This is a genomic window from Erythrobacter oryzae (genome assembly GCF_030271515.1).
Classification (GTDB): Bacteria; Pseudomonadota; Alphaproteobacteria; order Sphingomonadales; family Sphingomonadaceae; genus Erythrobacter; species Erythrobacter oryzae.
The window spans coordinates 343,355-363,041 of record NZ_JASCXI010000002.1 but is presented as its reverse complement, the minus strand read 5'-3'; the positions used below and the strand labels follow the sequence as shown (position 1 = coordinate 363,041).

The 19,687-nt window shown below is 67.3% G+C and carries 23 protein-coding genes; 8 read left to right on the top strand and 15 right to left on the bottom strand.

Annotated elements, in window-relative coordinates; all coding sequences use genetic code 11:
* Nucleotides 1–2 precede the first annotated feature (2 nt).
* From PFX90_RS06550 to hisB, 10 genes are all read right to left on the bottom strand, one after another.
* Nucleotides 3–443, bottom strand: coding sequence for an ExbD/TolR family protein (locus PFX90_RS06550; RefSeq protein WP_285711575.1), 441 nt, complete (start codon nucleotides 441–443; stop codon nucleotides 3–5).
* A gap of 124 nt (nucleotides 444–567) precedes the next feature.
* Nucleotides 568–1,269, bottom strand: coding sequence for a protein TolQ (gene tolQ / locus PFX90_RS06545; protein ID WP_285711574.1), 702 nt, complete (start codon nucleotides 1,267–1,269; stop codon nucleotides 568–570).
* A complete protein-coding gene (locus PFX90_RS06540; RefSeq protein WP_285711573.1) occupies nucleotides 1,266–1,724 on the bottom strand; it encodes a YbgC/FadM family acyl-CoA thioesterase in 459 nt (152 codons plus the stop codon). Before PFX90_RS06540 ends, tolQ begins: the two co-directional genes overlap by 4 nt.
* Before the next feature lie 102 nt (nucleotides 1,725–1,826).
* Nucleotides 1,827–2,210: a histidine triad nucleotide-binding protein gene (locus PFX90_RS06535; RefSeq protein ID WP_285711572.1), complete on the bottom strand. Its 384-nt coding sequence runs from the start codon at nucleotides 2,208–2,210 to the stop codon at nucleotides 1,827–1,829.
* A 3-nt stretch (nucleotides 2,211–2,213) separates the two neighbouring features.
* On the bottom strand, nucleotides 2,214–2,528 hold the full coding sequence (locus tag PFX90_RS06530; protein ID WP_285711571.1) for a phosphoribosyl-ATP diphosphatase: 315 nt from the start codon (nucleotides 2,526–2,528) through the stop codon (nucleotides 2,214–2,216).
* Between the two features lie 130 nt (nucleotides 2,529–2,658).
* Nucleotides 2,659–3,420 (bottom strand): imidazole glycerol phosphate synthase subunit HisF, encoded by a 762-nt coding sequence (gene hisF / locus PFX90_RS06525; protein WP_285711570.1) that lies wholly within the window; start codon nucleotides 3,418–3,420, stop codon nucleotides 2,659–2,661.
* Nucleotides 3,417–3,641: a hypothetical protein gene (locus PFX90_RS06520; protein ID WP_285711569.1), complete on the bottom strand. Its 225-nt coding sequence runs from the start codon at nucleotides 3,639–3,641 to the stop codon at nucleotides 3,417–3,419. Before PFX90_RS06520 ends, hisF begins: the two co-directional genes overlap by 4 nt.
* A complete protein-coding gene (gene hisA / locus PFX90_RS06515; RefSeq protein ID WP_285711568.1) occupies nucleotides 3,638–4,366 on the bottom strand; it encodes a 1-(5-phosphoribosyl)-5-[(5-phosphoribosylamino)methylideneamino]imidazole-4-carboxamide isomerase in 729 nt (242 codons plus the stop codon). The genes PFX90_RS06520 and hisA overlap by 4 nt, the downstream gene beginning before the upstream one ends.
* A complete protein-coding gene (hisH, locus tag PFX90_RS06510; protein WP_285711567.1) occupies nucleotides 4,363–4,989 on the bottom strand; it encodes an imidazole glycerol phosphate synthase subunit HisH in 627 nt (208 codons plus the stop codon). Before hisH ends, hisA begins: the two co-directional genes overlap by 4 nt.
* 146 nt (nucleotides 4,990–5,135) lie before the next feature.
* A complete protein-coding gene (gene hisB, locus PFX90_RS06505; RefSeq protein WP_285711566.1) occupies nucleotides 5,136–5,744 on the bottom strand; it encodes an imidazoleglycerol-phosphate dehydratase HisB in 609 nt (202 codons plus the stop codon).
* Nucleotides 5,745–5,875: 131 nt separating this feature from the next.
* Between hisB and PFX90_RS06500 the strand changes: the two genes are divergently transcribed.
* The 4 genes from PFX90_RS06500 to PFX90_RS06485 all read left to right on the top strand — a co-directional run bounded on the left by PFX90_RS06500 (nucleotide 5,876) and on the right by PFX90_RS06485 (nucleotide 9,131).
* Nucleotides 5,876–6,355, top strand: coding sequence for an SspB family protein (locus PFX90_RS06500; RefSeq protein WP_285711565.1), 480 nt, complete (start codon nucleotides 5,876–5,878; stop codon nucleotides 6,353–6,355).
* Nucleotides 6,356–6,362: 7 nt separating this feature from the next.
* The gene (locus tag PFX90_RS06495) at nucleotides 6,363–6,788 is read left to right on the top strand and encodes a hypothetical protein (protein WP_285711564.1); all 426 of its coding nucleotides are present in this window, start codon (nucleotides 6,363–6,365) and stop codon (nucleotides 6,786–6,788) included.
* 42 nt (nucleotides 6,789–6,830) lie between these two features.
* Complete coding sequence (gene gmk, locus PFX90_RS06490) at nucleotides 6,831–7,481, top strand: guanylate kinase (protein ID WP_285711563.1); 651 nt, start codon at nucleotides 6,831–6,833, stop codon at nucleotides 7,479–7,481.
* Nucleotides 7,482–7,679: 198 nt separating this feature from the next.
* Entirely contained in the window at nucleotides 7,680–9,131 is a 1,452-nt protein-coding gene (locus PFX90_RS06485) for a porin (protein WP_419180092.1), read from the top strand.
* 4 nt (nucleotides 9,132–9,135) lie between these two features.
* On the opposite strand, the gene phoU is transcribed toward PFX90_RS06485, so the two are convergent.
* The 5 genes from phoU to PFX90_RS06460 all read right to left on the bottom strand — a co-directional run bounded on the left by phoU (nucleotide 9,136) and on the right by PFX90_RS06460 (nucleotide 14,273).
* Nucleotides 9,136–9,801 (bottom strand): phosphate signaling complex protein PhoU, encoded by a 666-nt coding sequence (gene phoU, locus PFX90_RS06480; protein WP_285711561.1) that lies wholly within the window; start codon nucleotides 9,799–9,801, stop codon nucleotides 9,136–9,138.
* A 93-nt stretch (nucleotides 9,802–9,894) separates the two neighbouring features.
* Complete coding sequence (locus tag PFX90_RS06475) at nucleotides 9,895–10,599, bottom strand: Crp/Fnr family transcriptional regulator (protein WP_285711560.1); 705 nt, start codon at nucleotides 10,597–10,599, stop codon at nucleotides 9,895–9,897.
* 212 nt (nucleotides 10,600–10,811) lie between these two features.
* Nucleotides 10,812–11,621: an SDR family oxidoreductase gene (locus PFX90_RS06470; protein ID WP_285711559.1), complete on the bottom strand. Its 810-nt coding sequence runs from the start codon at nucleotides 11,619–11,621 to the stop codon at nucleotides 10,812–10,814.
* Nucleotides 11,622–11,781: 160 nt separating this feature from the next.
* Nucleotides 11,782–12,921: an acyl-CoA dehydrogenase family protein gene (locus PFX90_RS06465; protein ID WP_285711558.1), complete on the bottom strand. Its 1,140-nt coding sequence runs from the start codon at nucleotides 12,919–12,921 to the stop codon at nucleotides 11,782–11,784.
* Between the two features lie 158 nt (nucleotides 12,922–13,079).
* A complete protein-coding gene (locus PFX90_RS06460) occupies nucleotides 13,080–14,273 on the bottom strand; it encodes an acyl-CoA dehydrogenase family protein (protein ID WP_285711557.1) in 1,194 nt (397 codons plus the stop codon).
* A gap of 190 nt (nucleotides 14,274–14,463) precedes the next feature.
* On the opposite strand from PFX90_RS06460, the gene PFX90_RS06455 reads away from it, so the two are divergent.
* The 4 genes from PFX90_RS06455 to PFX90_RS06440 all read left to right on the top strand — a co-directional run bounded on the left by PFX90_RS06455 (nucleotide 14,464) and on the right by PFX90_RS06440 (nucleotide 19,655).
* Nucleotides 14,464–15,915 carry an MFS transporter gene (locus PFX90_RS06455; RefSeq protein WP_285711556.1) on the top strand — a complete coding sequence of 484 codons (1,452 nt, stop codon included), beginning with the start codon at nucleotides 14,464–14,466 and terminating at the stop codon, nucleotides 15,913–15,915.
* Between the two features lie 82 nt (nucleotides 15,916–15,997).
* Nucleotides 15,998–17,335 carry an acyl-CoA dehydrogenase family protein gene (locus tag PFX90_RS06450; RefSeq protein ID WP_285711555.1) on the top strand — a complete coding sequence of 446 codons (1,338 nt, stop codon included), beginning with the start codon at nucleotides 15,998–16,000 and terminating at the stop codon, nucleotides 17,333–17,335.
* Between the two features lie 161 nt (nucleotides 17,336–17,496).
* Nucleotides 17,497–18,585, top strand: coding sequence for a Zn-dependent alcohol dehydrogenase (locus tag PFX90_RS06445; RefSeq protein ID WP_285711554.1), 1,089 nt, complete (start codon nucleotides 17,497–17,499; stop codon nucleotides 18,583–18,585).
* On the top strand, nucleotides 18,585–19,655 hold the full coding sequence (locus PFX90_RS06440) for a phosphotransferase family protein (RefSeq protein ID WP_285711553.1): 1,071 nt from the start codon (nucleotides 18,585–18,587) through the stop codon (nucleotides 19,653–19,655). Before PFX90_RS06445 ends, PFX90_RS06440 begins: the two co-directional genes overlap by 1 nt.
* Nucleotides 19,656–19,687: the final 32 nt, after the last annotated feature.

The following is a 19,687-nucleotide window of genomic DNA, read 5'->3' as shown; positions in this document are numbered from 1 at the left end:
GGTTATGGCGCGCTAACTGAACCGTCGGTGACCAGCGAGATCGAGGTGAACCCCGCACGGCCCAGCTCGCCCATCACCTGCATCACTCTGCCGTAATCGAGACTGCGGTCGCCGCGCAGCACCACCAGCGGCGGCTCGCCCCCGCGTTGCAGCGCCTCGAGCGCGGCGGGGAGGCCCCCGGCGGGCACCGGGGCATCCTCGATATAGATCGTGCCCGCAGCGTCGATCGAGACGGTGATCTGGTCGGGCTTCTCCTCGACCGGCGCGGCGCGGCTTTCGGGGAGTTCCACGGGCACGCCGACTGCGGGAAGCGTCACCGTCACCATGAAGATGATCAGCAGCACCAGCATCACGTCGACCAGCGGCGTGACGTTGATCTCCGACATGGCGGCACGGCGCGAGCGGCGGGAGCCTTTGCGGCGGGAGTTGGTGGCCATTCCCATCAGTCGTCCCCTCGGCGGCGAAGCCGCCGCAAGGCCGAACGGCCGCCCGCAGCGACGGGGCCGTCAGGCCGTGTGAGCGAGGATTTCGCGCGCCGGATGGCGTGCGGAAAACAAAAACGCCCCCTCATGCCCGGTCCAGTTCCCGGCTGAGCCCCGTGTGGAGCTTGTCGGCGAACCGCTGCAGCGCCGCCTCGTAACGGTCCACCGACCCGCCGAAGCGGTTGTAGGCGATCACCGCGGGGATCGCGGCGAACAGGCCGATGGCGGTCGCAAACAGCGCTTCGGCGATGCCGGGAGCCACCACCGCCAGCGACGCGCTCTGCTGCGCGCCGATCTGGAAGAAGGAGTTCATGATCCCCCACACCGTCCCGAACAGCCCGACGAAGGGCGCGACCGAGCCGACCGTGGCGAGGAAATTCAGGCGCCCGGCAAGCTCGTCGGCCTCTTCCGCGATCTGGCTGTCCATCACTGCGGCGATGCGCTGGCGGGCAGCGTCGCGGTCGACCGGCTGCTTGGCGGTCGACTTGCGCCATTCATCGAGCCCGGCGGCGGCGACGCGGGCGGCGGGGACTTCCTTGCGCACCTGCTTGGTCAGCAGTCCCTCGCGGTTCTGCTGCTCCCAGAACTCGCTTTCGTATTCGCGCGACTTCTTGGAGAGGCCGCCGATGCGCAGGGAGAAGGAGACGATGATCATCCACACCCACACGCTCGCAAGGATCAGGCCCGCCATCACGGCCTGGACGATGATGTCGGCCTGAATAAACAGCTCGACCGGATCGAGGCGGGTCGGAGCGGGCGCGGCGGCGGCTAGCAGGTCGAGCGTCACAGGGGTACGGGTCCTTGGGTCATGAAGGTCTGGAAGGCGGCGCGCCATTCGGCCGGTTGGCGGCGCGGGCGCCCGTCTAGCGTGATGAAGCCGACACGCAAATGCGCCTCGCACAGAGTTTGATCGGCCCGCCGCGCAATCTGGTGCATCCGGCACGAGGCCGCGCCCAACTCGGTGCAGCGGGTCTCGATCACCACGTCATCGTCCAGCCGCGCAGGCGCGAGGTACTTCAGATTGACCTCGCTGAGCGCATAGGCGCCCTCTCCGCTCTCGATCGCCGCGCGCTGGTCGATGCCGAGCATCCGAAGCAGGTCGGAGCGTGCCCGCTCGAACCAGCGCAGGTAATTGGCGTGGTAGGTGATGCCCGACAGATCCGTGTCCTCGTAATAGACGCGCACCGCATAGAGATGCCGCGCGCCATCGAGGACGCCGCCGGGGGGATGGGGAGAGGTCATAGGCGCCACCTAGCCTAGCGGGGAATCCGTTGCAAAGGCGCGACATCGCGATTTGTCGATGAACCGCAGGCTAACGGGGTTGAGCGCGCGAGGCGGAGGCGTTCAGCCGCGCTTCCAGATCATCGGCCCCAAGGGTTGGCCGCCGAAGATGTGGACGTGGAGGTGCGGCACCTCCTGCCCGCCATGCGCGCCGATATTGGCGAGGAGGCGGTAGCCGGGCTCGACGAGGCCCTTCATCCGCGCAACCTCGCCGACCGCGCGCACGAAACCGGCGATTTCCGCGTCGGAGGCCTTCGCCGAGAAATCGTCCCAGCTGACATAGCGACCCTTGGGGATCACCAGCGTGTGGACTTCGGCCTGCGGGTTGATGTCCTCGAAGGCGAGCGCCCAGTCGTCCTCGTAGACTTTTCGCGAGGGGATTTCGCCGCGCAGGATCCTCGCGAAGATGTTGTTGTCGTCGTAAGGCAGGGTCGGGTCGATCGGCATGGGTTACTCCGAACGGGAAGCTTTTTCGGCGAGACCGGACAGGCCCTCGCGGCGGTCGAGTTCGGCGAGCACCGTTTCCAGCGACACGCCCTTTTCGGCGAGCAGGACCATCAGGTGGAAGAGCAGGTCGGCGGCCTCGCCCACCAGTTCCTTCTCGTCGCCCGCAAGCGCGGCAATTACGGTTTCAGTGGCCTCCTCGCCCAGCTTCTGGGCGATCTTCTTGAGGCCCTTGTGGTGGAGCTTCGCCACATAGCTCTCCTCCGGCGAGGCGGTGAGGCGCTGGGCGATCGTGGCTTCGAGGCGGGCGAGGGTGTCCATGCGTGGAGGCATAGTGGACACGAGCAGGCACTTAAAGCCCCTTCCCTTGAGGGAAGGGGTTGGGGATGGGTGTCCGACGGCCGCGGCTGCCGCACCCCCACCCCCAACCCCTCCCCAAGGGGAGGCGAGTTTATCCGCGCGCCGGCAGCCCCGCCGCCCTGAGAGCCGCGTGGGCTTCGGCGATGGTGTGGTGGCCGAAGTGGAAGATGCTCGCCGCGAGGACCGCGCTGGCGTGGCCTTCTGTGACACCGGCAACGAGGTGTTCGAGGCTCCCCACCCCGCCGCTCGCGATCACCGGCACGCTGACCGCGTCGGCGATCTCGCGGGTCAGGGCGAGGTCGTATCCCCGCTGCGTCCCGTCCCCGTCCATGCTCGTCACCAGCAATTCGCCCGCGCCAAGGTCCGCGACCTTCATCGCATATTCGACCGCGTCGATCCCGGTCGGCTTCCTGCCGCCATGCGTAAAAATCTCCCAGTTCCCGCGCGGCGTCCGGCGCGCGTCGACGCTGGCGACGACGCATTGGCTGCCGAACTTCGCGGCGATCTCGCCCACCAGCTCGGGCCGGGCGACGGCGGCGGAGTTGACCGCGACCTTGTCCGCCCCGGCCAGCAGCAGCGCGCGCGCATCTTCGGCCGAGCGCACCCCGCCCCCGACGGTCAGCGGCATGAAACACACCTCGGCCGTGCGCCGCACCATGTCGAGCAGCGTCCCGCGCCCTTCGTGGCTGGCGGAGATGTCGAGAAAGCACAGCTCGTCCGCCCCCGCCGCATCATAGGCGCGCGCCTGCTCGACCGGATCGCCCGCGTCCTTCAGGTCGACGAAATTGACGCCCTTGACCACGCGGCCATTGGCGACGTCGAGGCAAGGGATGACGCGGATGCGGACGGTCATATGAAGAGCCAGACAGCCAGCGACACGATGAAGGTCGCGATGATGGTCAGGTTGATGGCGATCCAGCTGCCGAACCTGATCGGGTGCTCCTCGCGATCATAGCGCGCGTAATAGGGCAGGTGCTGATAGACCGCGCCATCTGCGAGGAGCTTGCGGATCGCCAGCACGGCGCCGACGCTGAACACGCCGCTGACCATGACGACTTCCCTCAGCTCCATCATGCCCGAGCCCCCATCGCGATCGCCGCGGCCAGATCGAGCCGCCCTTCGTAGAGCGCACGGCCCGTGATCACCCCCTCGATCCCCTCGTGCGCGTGGAGCGAGAGGATGTGGATGTCGTCGAGGCCCTTCACTCCGCCGCTGGCGATCACCGGGATGTCGACGCGGCGGGCGAGGTCGACGGTCGCCTCGATGTTCACGCCCTTGAGCAACCCATCCCGCCCGATATCGGTGAACAGCAGCGAGGCGACGCCTGCGTCCTCGAACCGGCGCGCAAGATCGGTGACGGGGACGTCGGAGACCTCCGCCCAGCCCTCGGTCGCGACCATGCCGTCCTTGGCGTCGACCGCGACGACGATGCCGTTCTCCCACTCGCGCGCCATCTCGCGCACGAACTCGGGGTTTTTCAGGGCCGCCGAGCCCATCACCACGCGCGCCACGCCGAGGTTGAACCAGCCCTCGACCGCCGCCGCGTCGCGGATGCCGCCGCCCAGTTGCACGTAGCCGGGGAAGGCTTCGACAATCGCCTCCACCGCCGCGCGGTTGCGGCTTTCGCCCGCGAAGCTGCCGTCGAGGTCGACCACGTGGAGGTGCTCGGCCCCGGCTTCCGCGAAGATCAGCGCCTGCGCGGCCGGGTCATCGCCGTAGATCGTGGCGCGGTCCATGTCGCCCTCGGCGAGGCGCACGACCTGGCCGCCCTTGAGGTCGATGGCGGGGAAGATGATCACGGATACCACTCCAGAAAGCGCCGGAGCGTGGCGAGCCCGTAAGCCTGGCTCTTCTCCGGGTGAAACTGCACGCCGATGATGTTGTCGCGCGCCACGGCGGCGACCAGCCCCTCGCCGTGGTCGGTCATCGCGGCGACGTGCTGCGGATCGGACGCGGCGAAGTGGTAGGAGTGGAGGAAATAGGCCTCGCCCTCCTCGATCACCGCGTGATCCCGCGCGTGGGGGAGCATGGCGACATCGTTCCAGCCCATGTGCGGCACCTTGATGCTCGGGTCGGAGGGCTGGATCAGCCGCACCTCGCCCGGAATCCAGCCGAGGCCGCGATGGGCGCCGAATTCGAGGCCGCGCTCGGCCAGCAGCTGCATCCCGACGCAGATGCCGAGGAAGGGCGCGCCGCCGACCTGCACCCGCTCGGTCATCGCCTCGACCATGCCGGGGAGCGCATTGAGACCCTCGGCGCAGGCGCGGAAGGCGCCGACGCCGGGGAGCACGATCCGGTCAGCCGCGCGCACCACGTAAGGATCGGCGGTGACGGTGACCTCGGCTCCGGCTGCCTTCAAAGCGTTATGGACGGAGTGGAGATTGCCCGCGCCGTAATCAATGAGGGCGATAACCTCAGCCACACGTCCCTCCCCGTTCGGAACGAATGGGGAGGTGGCAGCCCGCAGGGCTGACGGAGGGGTTTGCGCCCTGCCGCCCTACCCCTCCGACCGCGCTGACGCGCGGCCACCTCCCCATCCCTGCGGGACGGGGAGGGACGAGAGAAGTCTCACCCACCGAGCTGCCCCTTGGTGCTCGGGATCGCCCCGCCCTTGCGCGGATCGCGTTCGACCGCCTGCCGCATGGCGCGGGCAAAGCCCTTGTAGAGGCTCTCGCAGATGTGGTGGTTGTTGGTGCCGTAGAGCAGCTCCATGTGGAGCGTGATCCCGGCGCTCTGGCTGACCGAATGGAACCAGTGCTCGATCAGCTCGGTGTCCCATTCGCCGAGGCGTTCCTGGGTGAACTTCGCCTTCCACACGAGGTAGGGGCGCCCGGAAATGTCGAGCGCCACGCGGCTCAAGGTCTCGTCCATCGGCGAATAGGCCGCGCCGTAGCGCCCGATCCCGGCCTTGTCGCCCAGCGCCTGCGCGATCGCCTGCCCCAGCGCGATCGCCGAATCCTCGGTGGTGTGGTGCTGGTCGACATGGAGGTCGCCCTCGACCTTCATCGTCACGTCGATCAGCGAATGGCGGCTGAACTGTTCGACCATGTGATCGAGGAAACCGATCCCGGTCGAAACGTCATAGGCGCCCGTGCCGTCGAGATTGACGGCGATGGCGATCTTGGTCTCGGTGGTGTTGCGGTTGACCGCGCCGGTGCGGGGAGGTGTGCTGGCCATGAGCCGCGCTATAGTCGGCTTACCGCGCAAGACAAGCGGGCGACGCACGCCCCCGGCGTGCTGTCAATTTGGCGTGACACATCAAAGTCCCTTGACCAACCCCGCCTGTGCCGCCACGATTTTGTCCAGCCATGAACGCCGACACGCCCGACAGCCTGATACCTTACGACGAGATCGTGCAGGAAGCCCTGCGCGCCGTTGTCGGCCGGGTGCTGGGCTCGATTGTCAGCGGCGGGGGCAACCTGCCCGGCGCGCACCACTTCTACATCACCTTCAAGACCGCCGCGCCCGGCGTCTCGATCCCGCCGCACCTGCGCGAGCGCTTTCCGGACGAGATGACGATTGTCCTTCAGAACAAGTTCTGGGACCTCGAGGTGCTGCCGCAGAGCTTCTCGGTCAGCCTCACCTTCAACCAGGTGCCCGCCAAGCTGACGATCCCCTTCGCCGCGATCACCGCCTTCGTCGATCCGGCGGTGGACTTCGGCCTGCAATTCCAGGCCGCGGTCGACGAGCTCGAGCCCGAGGCGCACGAGGATGCGGAAAATGACGGGCCGGACACCGATCCGGACGGCTCGAACGTCGTCTCGATCGATTTCGGGCGCAAGAAATAGGCTCCTGATGGCAGGGGCAAGGCGGACAGGCAGGGGCAAGCGCGGGGCATCCGCCACGCCCGCCGCCGACGCGGCCGAACCGTCCAAGCCCTCCGGCCTGCCGCTTCCCAGCCCCTCGGCCGGCACCAATCTCGTCATCGCCGACATCGTGCTTCGCGCGGCGGGCGGCCTGCTGCGCGACCGGCTCGAGAAGGGCCTGATCGTCAAGAGCCACGGGCAGGACAAGGCCGACAAGCTGGTCGGCAAGCGCGGCCTTGCCTCGAGCCTCGCGCTCTACGGGGCCAGCCGCCTCGCGCGCCGCTCGCCGCTGGGTCTGGCGGTGGTGGCGGGGGGCCTCGCGGCCAAGGTGTTCTACGACCGGGGCAAGCGGCTCGAGGCCAAACGCCGGGCCAGAAAGGCCCCCGCCTCGCCCCCCGCCGACAGCGAATCCTGACCGCCCCTTGATTTGTGCCCGCCATCTAAGGCAACGGGGCCCATGGGCGAATCCTCACACACTGCCGCAGACCAGCTCCACCGCCGCGGGCTGATGTTCATCCTCTCCTCGCCCTCGGGCGCGGGGAAGACCACGCTCTCGCGGATGCTGCTGGCCAAGGACCCCGAGATCAGGCTCTCGGTCAGCGCCACCACCCGCCCCCCGCGCCCGAACGAGGTCGACGGGGTGCATTACCACTTCGTCACGCCCGAACAGTTCCAGGCGATGATCGACGAGGACGATTTCTACGAATGGGCCGAGGTCTTCGGCCATCGCTACGGCACCCCCAAGGGCAAGATCCGCGCCGGGCTGAAGGAGGGGCAGGACTTCCTGTTCGACATCGACTGGCAGGGCACCCAGCAGCTCTACCAGAAGGACCAGCAGGATGTGGTGCGGGTGTTCATCCTCCCGCCCTCGCTGGAAGAGCTGCACCGCCGCCTCAAGGGCCGCGCCACGGACAGCGCCGAGGTCATCGCCGCGCGCATGGAGCGTGCGCGGGCCGAGATCAGCCACTGGGACGGCTACGACTACGTCATCATCAACGACGATATCGACGTGTGCTTCGAGAAGGTCCGCGCGATCCTCGAGGCCGAGCGGATGAAGCGCATGCGCCAGACCGGCCTCATCCCCTTCGTGCGCGGGCTGATGGGATAGGCGGAATTTCGCGCGCAGGGGGCGGCACGGTTTGCTGTCAAACAAAGATCAGATTGCGGTCACATTTGTCACAAGAGTGAAACGCAACTGACATAGCGGCGCGCCAACGGTCCATCGTGGATGGGCACAACGCGAGTCACCCTGCCCATGCGCGCCGCTTCCGCTTCGACGTCCCTTTCGCTCACCCTCGCCGTGCTGATGGCCGGGACAAGCCTTCCCGCAGCCGCCCAGCAAGCCGCTCCGGCGACGGGCACCCAGCCCGATCAGGCGCAGACCATCGCCGATCTCCAGCGGCAGATCGACGAGCTGAAGGCGATCGTTTCCGCGCTTCAGGCCCAGCAGACCGCGCCCTCTGCGCCCGCGCCTTCTCCGGCCCCCGTCGCCGCGCCCGCACCCGCGCCCGGCGCGCCGGTGGTGGCCGTCACCGGCCCGGCCCCGGCCCCCGCTGCCGACGCGCCGATCACCACGCCCATGCTGGCCGCCGCATCGGCCAAGCCCAAGCCCAAGGCGTGGTACGAGAAGCTGCGCCTGCGCGGCTATACCCAGATGCGCTTCAACCAGATCGTCTCGGGCGACGCCAATGCGCCCGCCGGCATCTCGCGCCTGCGCACCATCGGCGACGGCGACGTGCGGCCCGACAACAATTTCAGCTTCCGCCGGATGCGCCTGATCCTGCAGGGCGACCTCAACGATCACGTCTCGCTCTATTTCCAGCCCGATTTCGCCGCCGCGGTCTCGAACCAGTCGGCGGGCGAGCGGCGCGAGGGCAGCGTATCCTTGCGCGACATGTATGCCGACGTCTTCCCCTTCGATGACAAGACCTTCCGCATCCGCCTCGGCCAGTCGAAGGTGCCCTATGGCTGGGAGAACATGCAGTCCTCCTCCAACCGCCTCGCATTGGACCGTACCGACGCGATCAACTCGGCGGCCGCGGGCGAGCGCGATCTCGGGATCGTCGCCTATTACACCCCGACGCACGTGCAGAAGATCTGGGACCGCCTCTCGGCCGACGGGCAGAAGCTCTTCGGCAATTACGGCGCTTTCGGCTTCGGTGCCTTCAACGGGCAGGGCCTCAACCGCACCGAGGGCAATGACGGCGTGATGCTGGTCGGCCTTGCGACCTGGCCGTTCGAACTGGACGGCCTCGGGCTCGACGGGCAGGTGTTCGAGATCGGCGGGTCGGTGATGTACAACCGCATCCGCCCCGAAGTGCGCACCGGCGGCCTCAGCGCGGCGAGCTTCAAGGACGAGCGCGTCAATCTCCACGCGATCCTCTACCCGCAGCCGATCGGGGTGCAGGCGGAATGGAACTGGGGCACTGGCCCCGAATTCGTCCCCGCCAGCGGCCGGATCGAAGAGCGCCCATTGGATGGCGGCTATGTCCAGCTGATGGGCAAGATCGACAAGTCGCCGATCGGCCCCTTCTATCCCTTCGCGCGCTGGCAATATTACCGCGGCGGCTTCAAGGCGGCGATCAATGCGCCGCGGCTCGAGACCGAGGAGCTGGAGCTGGGCTTCGAATTCCAGCTCGATTCCGCACTGGAGATCACCACCACCTACGGCTTCGCCAAGCGCAAGGAGGCCGACGAGCGGCGCTTCGGCCAGGCGGAAGGGCAGATCCTGCGGGTGCAGGCCCAGTGGAATTACTGAACGGCTACGCGCCTTCGAGCATATAGGCGACGTCGCCCGCAATGTTGGTGGCGTAATCGCCGACCCGCTCGAGCTGCTTGGCGAGGAGCACCAGCTGGATGCCGTCGGCGCTCGCAAGCTCGCCCCGGTCCATCGCGTCGCGGCAGGCGAGCATCAGGCTCTGGTGCATGGCGTTGAGCTGCGCATCGGCCTCGATCACCTTGCGCGCGGCCGGGCCTGACCCGCGGTTGAACGCCTCGATCGCGTCGGCCAGCATCGCCCCGGCAAAGCGCTCCATCTGGCGCAGCACCGGGAAGCGCGGGCCGATCGCGCGCAGGTCGAACTGGTCGATCCGCCGCGCCATGCGCTTGCCCTGGTCGCCGGTCCGCTCGAGCATCTTGCCGATGCGGATCGCGCCGATCAGGTAGCGCAGGTCCTGCGCCATCGGCGCGCGTGACATGATGATGTGGAGCGCGAGCCGCTCGAGCTCGCGTTCGAGCGCGTCGATCGCCTTGTCGGCGGCAACGATCTCGCCCGCCGCCAGCGCATCGCCCTTGAGCAGCGCATCGAGCCCGCCCGAGAGGATGGCCTGTGCCTGTTCGGCGAGCCGGTTGATGATCGCGCGCACTTCCGCAAGCTGCAGATCGTAGGACGAAACCGTGTGCGGGCGAGCGAGGACGGGATGGGCCATCGCCCGAAAATGACAGTTTTGTTACATTATGCAAGTTTTGTTACAGCCTTTCGCCGCGAAGCGTCCGTACCGCCCGCTGGACGGCGCGCGCCGTCAGGCGTCGTCGCCGAATTCGGCGAGGGTTTGCAGGAACGCGAGGTTGCTCACCCGCAGCGCACGGCCCTCGCGCACGATCACGCCTTGCGCCTCCCAGTCGGACAGCAACCGGCTGACATTCTCGCGCGCGAGACCGGCGAAGGCGCCGAGGTCGCTCTGGTTGGGATCGTAGCGCAGGCGGCCATCATCGCGCGCCGGATCGAGCAGCCGCACCAGCGCGCGCGCGAGGCGCGGGGCCATCGAGAAGGTGCGGTCGCTCTCGATCACCAGATTGAGCTGGCGCACCCGGCGCGCGAGTTCACGCATCACGCCCGCGGCCGAGACCGGGTTGGCGGTCGCCGCGGCAAGGAAGGTGTGCGAGGGCAGCAGCAGCACAGATGATGGCACCGCCGCGATCACGGTCGCGGTGCGCGGGCCGCTGTCTAGCATCGCGATCTCGCCCACCAGCTCGCCCGGGCCGCAATAGTTGAGGATGATCTCGTGCCCGCTGGCGCTGACCATGGTGATCTTGAGCCCGCCGGTCAGCACCACCACCGCGAAGTCGCCATTCTCGTCGCCCTGCGAGATGATCGGCTCGCCCGGGCGCAGATCGCGCCGGGTGGCCTCGCGCAGGAGCTGTTCGAGCTGTTCGGGTGCGAGCGCACGCAGCAGCGTGTCGGGCGCGAGCCGGGCGATGAGGTCGTCGAGCGTATCGAACATCATGGAAGCCCCCTTCGATTGGCCGAGACTAGAGCCTGTCCGGACGAGGGTCATGATAAATCGCATCGGCGCGCATGACCGTGATGGCCATCACAGACAGTGTGTCCGCCGTGCCCGATAGAGGGGACGCGACCCGGGCGGGGGAGCAATTCTCCCCTGCCTCTTGGGCCCACACTCCTCGTGAGAGGGGGTGTGGGCCTCTTTTTTTGGCTGGCTTAGTGCCCGCCGCTGGGGTCCGCGAAGTGGTTCGGCAGCAGCGCGTTGACCACGCCGCCGTCGACCGTCAGCGTCTCGCCCACCACATAGTCGCCCGCGCGGCTGCACAGGTAGATCGCCGCGGCCGCCATGTCTTCGGCGGTGCCGATGCGCTTCGCGGGGATGCCCGAGGCCGAGGCGTCGGGCGCGTCCTTGGCGGCGCGGTTCATCTCGGACGGGAAGGCCCCCGGCGCGATAGAACTCACCACGATATTGTCCTGGATCAGCCGCGCGGCCATGCGCCGGGTGAGTTGGATCACGCCCGCCTTGGAGGCCTGGTAGGCGTAGGTCTCCCACGGGTTGATCCGCTGGCCATCGATCGAGGAGACGTGGATCACCTTGGCCGGATGCCCCTGCTTGCCGCCCGCGACCAGCAGGTCGTGCAGCTTCTGGGTGAGGAAGAACGGGGTCTTGACGTTGAGGTCCATCGTCCGGTGCCAGCCGGCCTCCGAGAACTCAAGATAGGGCTGGCCCCAGGCGGCGCCAGCGTTGTTGATGAGGATGTCGAGATGGCTCTCGCGCGCCTTCAGCTCGTTGGCCAGCGCGATCATGCCGTCCATCTGCGAGAGGTCGGCGGGGATGCCGATAACCTTGTCGGCGCCGAATTCGTCGATGGTCGCCTGCATCTGCTCGACCTTGCGCGCCGAGATGTAGACCCGCGCGCAGCCCGCGGCGAGCAGCCCCTCGACGAACATCTTGCCGATCCCGCGGCTCCCGCCGGTGACGAGGGCGATGCGCCCTTCAAGGCTGAAAAGTGATTGAATGTCCATTGTTTTATAGCTCCCTCATTCGTCATTGCGAGCGGAGCGAAGCAACCCATGGACCGACCTTTCCGCTCGCGGAGAGCGTGATCCATGGGTTGCCTGGTGGCGCTCCGCGCCGTCTTCGACTCCGCCTGCGGCTCCTCGCAATGACGAGGAGCAAGCTTGATCAATACCCGCTCAATTCCGCCACGCGGTTGGCGTGGAACGTCGCGTCGCCGAGGAACTCGGCCAGCGCGCGGTCGCGTTTCATGTAGAGGCCGATGTCGTATTCGTCGGTCATGCCAATGCCGCCGTGCATCTGCACGCCTTCCTGCACCGCGAGGCGCGCGGTCTTGGCGACCTTGGCCTTGGCGACGCTCGCCATGAGGTCGGCGTGGGCCGAGCCGCCGTCGAGCAGCTGCTGCGCCTTGATCGTCACCGCGCGGGCGATCTCGACCTCGGAATAGAGGTGGCTGGCGCGGTGCTGGAGTGCCTGGAACTCGCCGATCAGACGCCCGAACTGCTTGCGCTGCTTGAGGTAGTCGACCGTCATGTCCATCGCCCCGCGGGCAACGCCGACGCCCTCCGCCGCCGCGCCGACGCGGCCTGCCATCAGCATCGCATCAAGCACCGCGCGGCCGCCGTCGATCTCGCCGATCACGGCATCGCCGTCGAGCTCGACCCCGTCGAACCTCGTGTGGGTAGCCATCGAGGAGTCCACCAGCCGGACGCTATCATGGCTCATGCCGGCGGCATCCTTGGGGACGGCGAAGAGGGTGATGCCGTCCGCGTCCTCGTCCGACCCGCTGGTGCGCGCGGCGACGACGATCATGTCTGCGCTCGCGCCCTGGATGACGAAGCTCTTGGCGCCCGACAGCTTGAAGCCATTGCCCGACTTTTCGGCGCGGGTGGTGATGCGGCTGGGGCGGTGCTTGGCGGTCTCGTCGATCGCAACGGCGAAAACGGAATCACCCGCGATCAGCCCCGGCAGGTAGCGGCCCTTGAGGTCGGCCGAACCGTGCTTCAGCGCGGTCGCGGCCAGCACCGAGGAGGTCAGGAACGGCGAGGGCGTCAGGTTGCGGCCGATCTCTTCCAGCACGATCCCCGCCTCGACATGGCCCATGCCGAGCCCGCCGTCGGCCTCGTCCACCAGCATGCCGGTGAAGCCCATTTCGGCCATCTGCTTCCACAGGGCGTGGCCGAAGCCGTCCTTGCAGTTGCGGTCGCGCCAGTGGCGCAGCTGCTTGGCGATATTGCCTTCCTCGGCGATGAACCCGCGCGCGGTGTCGGCGAGCATCGCCTGATCTTCGTTGTGATACAGGGGCATTGGTTTTCCCTCTCCCGGAAATTCAAATCCCCCCTCCCGCCTGCGGGAGGGGTAGCGAGACTTGCCAGCTTGCTGGCTAGTCGCAGCGGGGTGGGCCTGCGAGCGGTCGCGCTCGCCCACCCTCGACCCCTCCCGCAAGCGGGAGGGGAGAATGACGATTACGCCCCCGGCAGGTCGAGGATGCGCTTGGCGATGACGTTGAGCATCACCTCGCTCGTCCCGCCCTCGATCGAGTTCGCCTTGGTGCGCAGCCAGTTCTTGGCGGGCTTGCCGCTTTCGGTCGCATCGCTTTCCCACTCAAGGGAGCGCGAGCCGCCGACCGCCATCATCAGCTCGTGGCGGCGCTTGTTCAGCTCGGTGCCGGCATATTTCATCATGTTGGGCTGCGCGGGGTGCGCCTTGCCGACCTTGATCTCGTCCAAAAACTTCTCGCCCATTGCGGCATAGGCCAGCGCGTCGACGTCGAAATTGGCGAGCTCCGCGCGCAGCACCGGATCGAGCTCGTCGCCGAGCTTGGCCGCGTGGCGCTTCATCATCGCGCCGATCGCCGCCTGACGCTCGCCGCCATCCGCGCCCGAGATCATCTCGCGCTCGTGGCCGAGGAGATACTTGGCGACGTCCCAGCCGCGATTGATGGTGCCGACGTATGCGGGAACGTCATCGCCGTAGGACTTGGGCACGGCAACGTTGTCGAAGAAGGTCTCGCAGAAGGGCGAGGAGCCGCTGATCAGCTTGATCGGCTTGGTGGTGACGCCTTCGGACGCCATGTCGAACAGCATGAAGGTGATGCCGCCATACTTGTTCTCCTTGTCGGTGCGGACGAGGCAGAAGATCCAGTCGGCGTGGTCGGCATAGGAGGTCCAGATCTTCTGGCCGTTCACGACCCAATGGTCACCCTTGTCTTCCCCAAATGTCTGAAGGCTCACGAGGTCCGAGCCAGAGCCCGGTTCCGAATAGCCCTGACACCAGCGGATTTCGCCGCGCGCGATTTCGTTGAGGAAGCGCTGCTTCTGCCCCTCGGTGCCGAAATGCAGCAGCGCCGGGCCGAGCATCCAGATGCCGAAGCTGCTCAGCGGCGGGCGCGCATTGATGCGGCCCATTTCCTCGCGCAGCACCTTGGCCTCCGCTGCGCTGAGGCCAGCGCCGCCATAGGCCTTGGGCCACATCGGCACGGTGTAGCCCTTGGCGATGCAGGCTTCGAGCCACGCCTTCTGCGCATCATTCTTGAAGGTCGCGCGGCGGCCGCCCCAGTAGATGTCGTCCTCGCCGCGCACCGGCTCGCGCATTTCGGGGGGGCAGTTGGCTTCGAGCCAGCTGCGGGTTTCGTCACGGAATTGTGCAAGATCGGCCATGACCGACTCTCCTCTCTCGTCTCTCACTTGACGCTTACGTTAGGAGCAATTTGCGGCCCCCTGCAAGCGTCCTTCGCGCAGGGCTTGGATGCCGTAGCGTCAGCGCGAGCGTGATTGACGCGCCCGTCAATCGGTCTAGGTTCGCAACCGAAACGGGAGAGACAAAAGTGGCCGGAATCGGCGGATCGCCATGCAGCAGGTTGAGGCGCGGATGAGCCTTGTGACCGGGCCGCTCCCATGGCGGCTCAAACTGATGCACGGCTTCGGCGCAGTTGCCTTCGGGGTGAAGGACGGCGGCTTTTCGTTCTTCCTGCTGCCGTTCTACAATCTGGTGCTGGGGGTGGATGCCGGGATCGTCGGCGCGGCGCTGGCGACGGCGCTGGTGATCGACGCCCTTGTCGATCCGCTGATCGGGCACTTGTGCGACCGCACCTACACCCGCTGGGGCCGCCGCCTGCCGTGGCTCTACATCGCCCCCTTCCCGCTCGCGCTCGCATGGGTGCTGCTGTGGAGCCCGCCCTTCACCGGCGTGCCGGGTTTCTGGGAGATCGTCGCGCTGGCGGTCGGCGTTCGCCTGCTGCTGTCGGCCTGCGAGGTGCCCTCGATCAGCATGGTGCCCGAAATCACCGCCGATTATGTCGAGCGCACCACGCTGTTCCGCTACCGCTTCCTGTCGGGCTGGGTCGGCGGGCTCGCCATGTCGATCCTCGCCTTCACGGTGTTTCTGCCGACGCCCCAGTCGCAGCTTGAGCCGGATGGCTATGCGCTCTTCGGGATGGTTGGCGCGGTGGTGATGCTGGTCTCGGTGGTGGGATCGGCGCTCGGCCAGCACGCCTATGTGGCGCGCCTGCCCGAGAGCGCCCCGCCGCGCTTCTCGCTCTTCCACGCCTTCGCCGAGATCTTCGATGCTTTCCGCGAGCGCGCCTTCGTGATCTTCGCCTTCGGGGCGCTGGCGGCCTATGTCAGCCAGGGGGTGACGCTGTCGATCACGCTCTACGTGATCCGCTATGTCTGGCAGTTCTCCGAGACCGCCTTCAAGCTCTACCCCGCCGCGCTCGGCCTGTCGGTGGTGGCGATGTTCTTCCTCGTCGGCCCGCTCCACCGCCGCTTCGGCAAGCCGCTGAGCGGCGCGGCGGCGGCGGTAGTCGCGCTGGCAATCGCGGGCACGCCCTATGTGCTGTTCCTCGCCGGATTGTGGCCCGAGACCGGCACCGTGCTCTCGACCACGCTGTTCATCATCTTCACGGTGATCGCCAACACCGCCGGGGTGACCGCGATTATCTCCTCGACCTCGATGGTGGCCGAGATCGTCGAGGCCTTCGAGGAACGCACCGGCAAGCGCGCCGAGGGGACGTTCTACGCGGGCAACTGGCTGATCCAGAAATCGGCGACGGGGGGCGGCATCCTGCTCACCAGCCTGATCGTGCAGGTCGTGGGCCTGCAACCGGGCACGACGCAGGCCGCGGTCGCGCCCGAGGTGGTGCGCAATCTGGCGATCGCCTACCTCGTCGTCTCGGCCGCACTGGCGCTGACGGCGGCCTTCTGGCTGTCGCGCTTCCCCATCACCCGCGCCGATCACGAGGCCCGCATCGCCGCCCGGATCGTGCGCGAGCGCGGGCCTGCGGAGGCAGGTCTGCCGTAGAAATGAGAGCTTGGCGGGGCCGCGAGGCTCTGCCACGGTCAACCCGAGAGTCGATTTCGAACTAGGACGAGAGGAACCCCCCATGGATTTCGAACCCACCGAAAGGCAGGCCTATTGGCGTGACCGCGTGCGCGATTTCATCGAGACGCACGTGCGCCCCAACAATGGTGTCTACAAGGCGCAGGATGCCGAGGGGGATCGCTGGAAGGTGATCCAGATCATCGAGGACAAGAAGAAGCTCGCCAAGGAAGCGGGCATCTGGAACCTGTTCATGCCGCCGCGCAATGACAGCCACCACCATGTCGACGACACCTTCGAATTCGACGGCCCCGGCCTCACCAACCTCGAATACGCCCTGTGCGCCGAGGAAATGGGCCGTATCGGTTGGGCGAGCGAGGTGTTCAACTGCTCGGCGCCCGATACCGGCAACATGGAGGTGTTCCACCGCTACGGCACGCGCGAGCAGAAGGAAGAGTGGCTGCGCCCGCTGATGAACGGCGAGATCCGCTCGGCCTTCCTGATGACCGAGCCCTACACCGCCTCCTCGGACGCGACCAACATCGAAACCCGCATCGAGCGTGACGGCGATCATTACGTGATCAACGGGCGCAAGTGGTGGTCGAGCGGCCTCGGCGATCCGCGCTGCAAGGTCGCGATCGTGATGGGCAAGACCGATTTCTCGGCCCAGCGCCACGCGCAGCAATCGATGGTGCTGATGCCGATCGACGCGCCGGGGGTGAACGTGATCCGCCACCTCCCCGTCTTCGGCTATGACGATGCCCCGCACGGCCACATGGAAGTCGAGATGGTCAACGTCCGCGTCCCCGTCTCGAACATGCTGCTCGGAGAAGGCCGCGGCTTCGAGATCGCGCAGGGCCGCCTCGGGCCGGGCCGCATTCACCACTGCATGCGCACCATCGGCGTCGCCGAAGAGGCGCTCGCCAAGATGTGCCGCCGGTTGCAGGAGCGCGAGGCGTTCGGCAAGCCGGTCTACAAGCACTCGGTCTGGGAAGAGCGCGTCGCGCGCGCCCGCATCGACATCGACATGACGCGCCTGCTCTGCCTCAAGGCCGCCGACATGATGGACAAGGTCGGCAACAAGGCGGCCAAGCAGGAAATCGCGATGATCAAGGTGCAGGCGCCCAACATGGCGCTCAAGATCATCGACGATGCGATCCAGGCCCATGGCGGCGGCGGCGTGTCGGAAGACTACGGCCTTGCCTCGGCCTATGCCCACCAGCGCACCCTGCGTCTGGCGGACGGCCCGGACGAGGTCCACGCCCGCTCGATCGCGCACATGGAATTCGCCAAGCACGCCCCCGTTCCGGGGCCGACGGCGAACGCCCTGCGTGGCAACCACGGACGCGCTGCCAATGACGGCCAGAGCTTCAGCTCGGGCGACATGGGGGTTGCGCGCTGACCTAATCTCCCCCTCCTCTTGAGAGGAGGGGGTCGGGGGGTGGTGGCGAGCGAAGCGAGCGCCGCCAACGCAGCGGCACCACCCCACTGCGACTAGGCGGCAAAGCCGCCAAGTCTCGTTGCCCCTCCTCTGAAGAGGAGGGGGAATAAGGGAGAACATCATTGGCAAAAGCCGCCATCCTTGAAGCCCCCGGCCAGGGCCTTCGCATCGCCGAGGTCACCTATGCCGAGCCCGGTCCGCATGAAGTCCTGATCGACACCAAGGCCTGCGGGCTGTGCCATTCGGACCTGCACTTCATCGACGGGCACTACCCCCACGCGCTGCCCTGCATTCCGGGGCACGAGGCGGCGGGGATCGTGCGCGCGGTCGGGTCCGAGGTGCGCACCGTGAAGCCGGGCGATCACGTCGTCTCCTGCCTCAGCGCCTTCTGCGGTCACTGCGAGTTCTGCGTCACGGGCCGCATGGCGCTGTGCCTCGGCGGCGACACCCGCCGCGCGAAGGGCGAGGCTTCGCGCATCGCCTTTGCTGACGGCGCGCCGGTCAACCAGATGCTCAACCTCTCCGCGCTCAGCGAACAGATGCTGATCCACGAACACGCCTGCGTCGCGATCGACAAGGCCATGCCGTTCGACCGCGCCGCCCTGCTCGGCTGCGCGGTGACGACCGGCGCGGGGACGATCTTCAACGCCTGCAAGGTGACCCCGGGCGAGACCGTGCTGGTGGTCGGTTGCGGGGGCGTCGGCCTTGCCGCGATCAACGCCGCGAAAATCGCGGGCGCGGGCAAGATCATCGCCGCCGATCCGCTCCCCGAAAAGCGCGCGCTCGCCGAGGTGCTGGGCGCGACGCACACCGTCGATGCGCTGGCCGAGGATGCCGCCAAGCAGATCATCGCGATCAGCGGCGGCGGCGTGGACTGGGGGATCGAGGCGGTGGGGCGTCAGGCTTCTGCCGACCTCGCGGTCGCCAGCCTCAAGCGCGGGGGCACGGCCGTGATCCTTGGCATGATGCCGCTCGACTGCAAGGTCGGGCTCGGCGCCTTCGACCTCCTGTCGGGCAAGAAGCTGATGGGCGCGATCATGGGGATGAACCACTTCCCGGTCGATCTGCCGCGTCTGGTGGATTTCTACCTGCGCGGCCTGCTCGATCTCGACACGATCATCGCCGAGCGCATCCCGCTCGAAGCGGTGAACGAAGGCTTCAACACGATGCGCGCCGGGCATTCCGCGCGCACGGTGGTGGTGTTCGACTGATGGATATCGATTTCGACAAGGAGATGGTCGGCACGGTCGCAGTGACCGAGAAGGACGCGCTCGATCTTGCCAGCCTCACCCGCTGGTTCGAGGCCAATGTCGAAGGCTTCGAAGGCCCGATCAGCTACACCAAGTTCAAGGGTGGCCAGTCGAACCCGACCTACCGGATCGACACCCCCGGCGCGTCCTACGTGCTGCGCCGCCAGCCCTTCGGCAAGCTGCTCCCCAGCGCCCACGCGGTCGACCGCGAGTATGCGGCGATGACCGGGCTCTACCCGACCGGCTTCCCCGTCCCGCGCACCTATGGGCTCTGCGAGGACCCCGAGGTGATCGGCTCGAAGTTCTTCGTGATGAGCATGGCCGATGGCCGCTCGCTGTGGAACGGCGCGCTCCCCGGCATGAAACCCGCCGAGCGCCGCGCGATCTATCACGCGCTGATCGACACCATGGCCGACCTGCACCTGAACCAGCCCGAGCGGATCGGGATGGGCGATTACGGCAAGCCGACCGATTACTGCGCGCGCCAGATCACCCGCTGGACCAAGCAGTACAAGCTCTCCGAAACCGAGCACATGCCGGAGATGGAAGCGCTGATCGCGTGGCTGCCGCAGACCATCCCGCCGCAGCATGGCTCATCCGTGGTGCATGGCGACTACCGGCTCGACAACGTGATCTTCCACAAGACCGAACCGCGCATCATCGCGGTGCTCGACTGGGAGCTGTCGACGCTGGGCGATCCGATCGCCGATTTCAGCTACCTCATGCTCAACTGGCACAACCCCGCCGATGGCCGCGCGGGGCTGCTGGGGCTGGATCTGGAGGCGCTCGGTATCCCAAGCCAAGAGGAAGCGGTCGAGCGCTACGTCGCGCGCACCGGATACCCAGTGCCGCCGATGGACTGGTATTTCGCCTACAACCTGTTCCGCCTCGCGGGCATCATGCAGGGGATCAAGAAGCGTGTGATCGACGGCACCGCCTCCAGCGCCCATGCGCAAGCCATGAGCGAGCGCGTGCGGCCGCTGGCGGAGCGGGCGTACCAGTTCGCGGTTGCTGCGGGGATGAAGGGGTAAGGCTTGCCCACTTTCTCCGGCGCGGCTAGGCG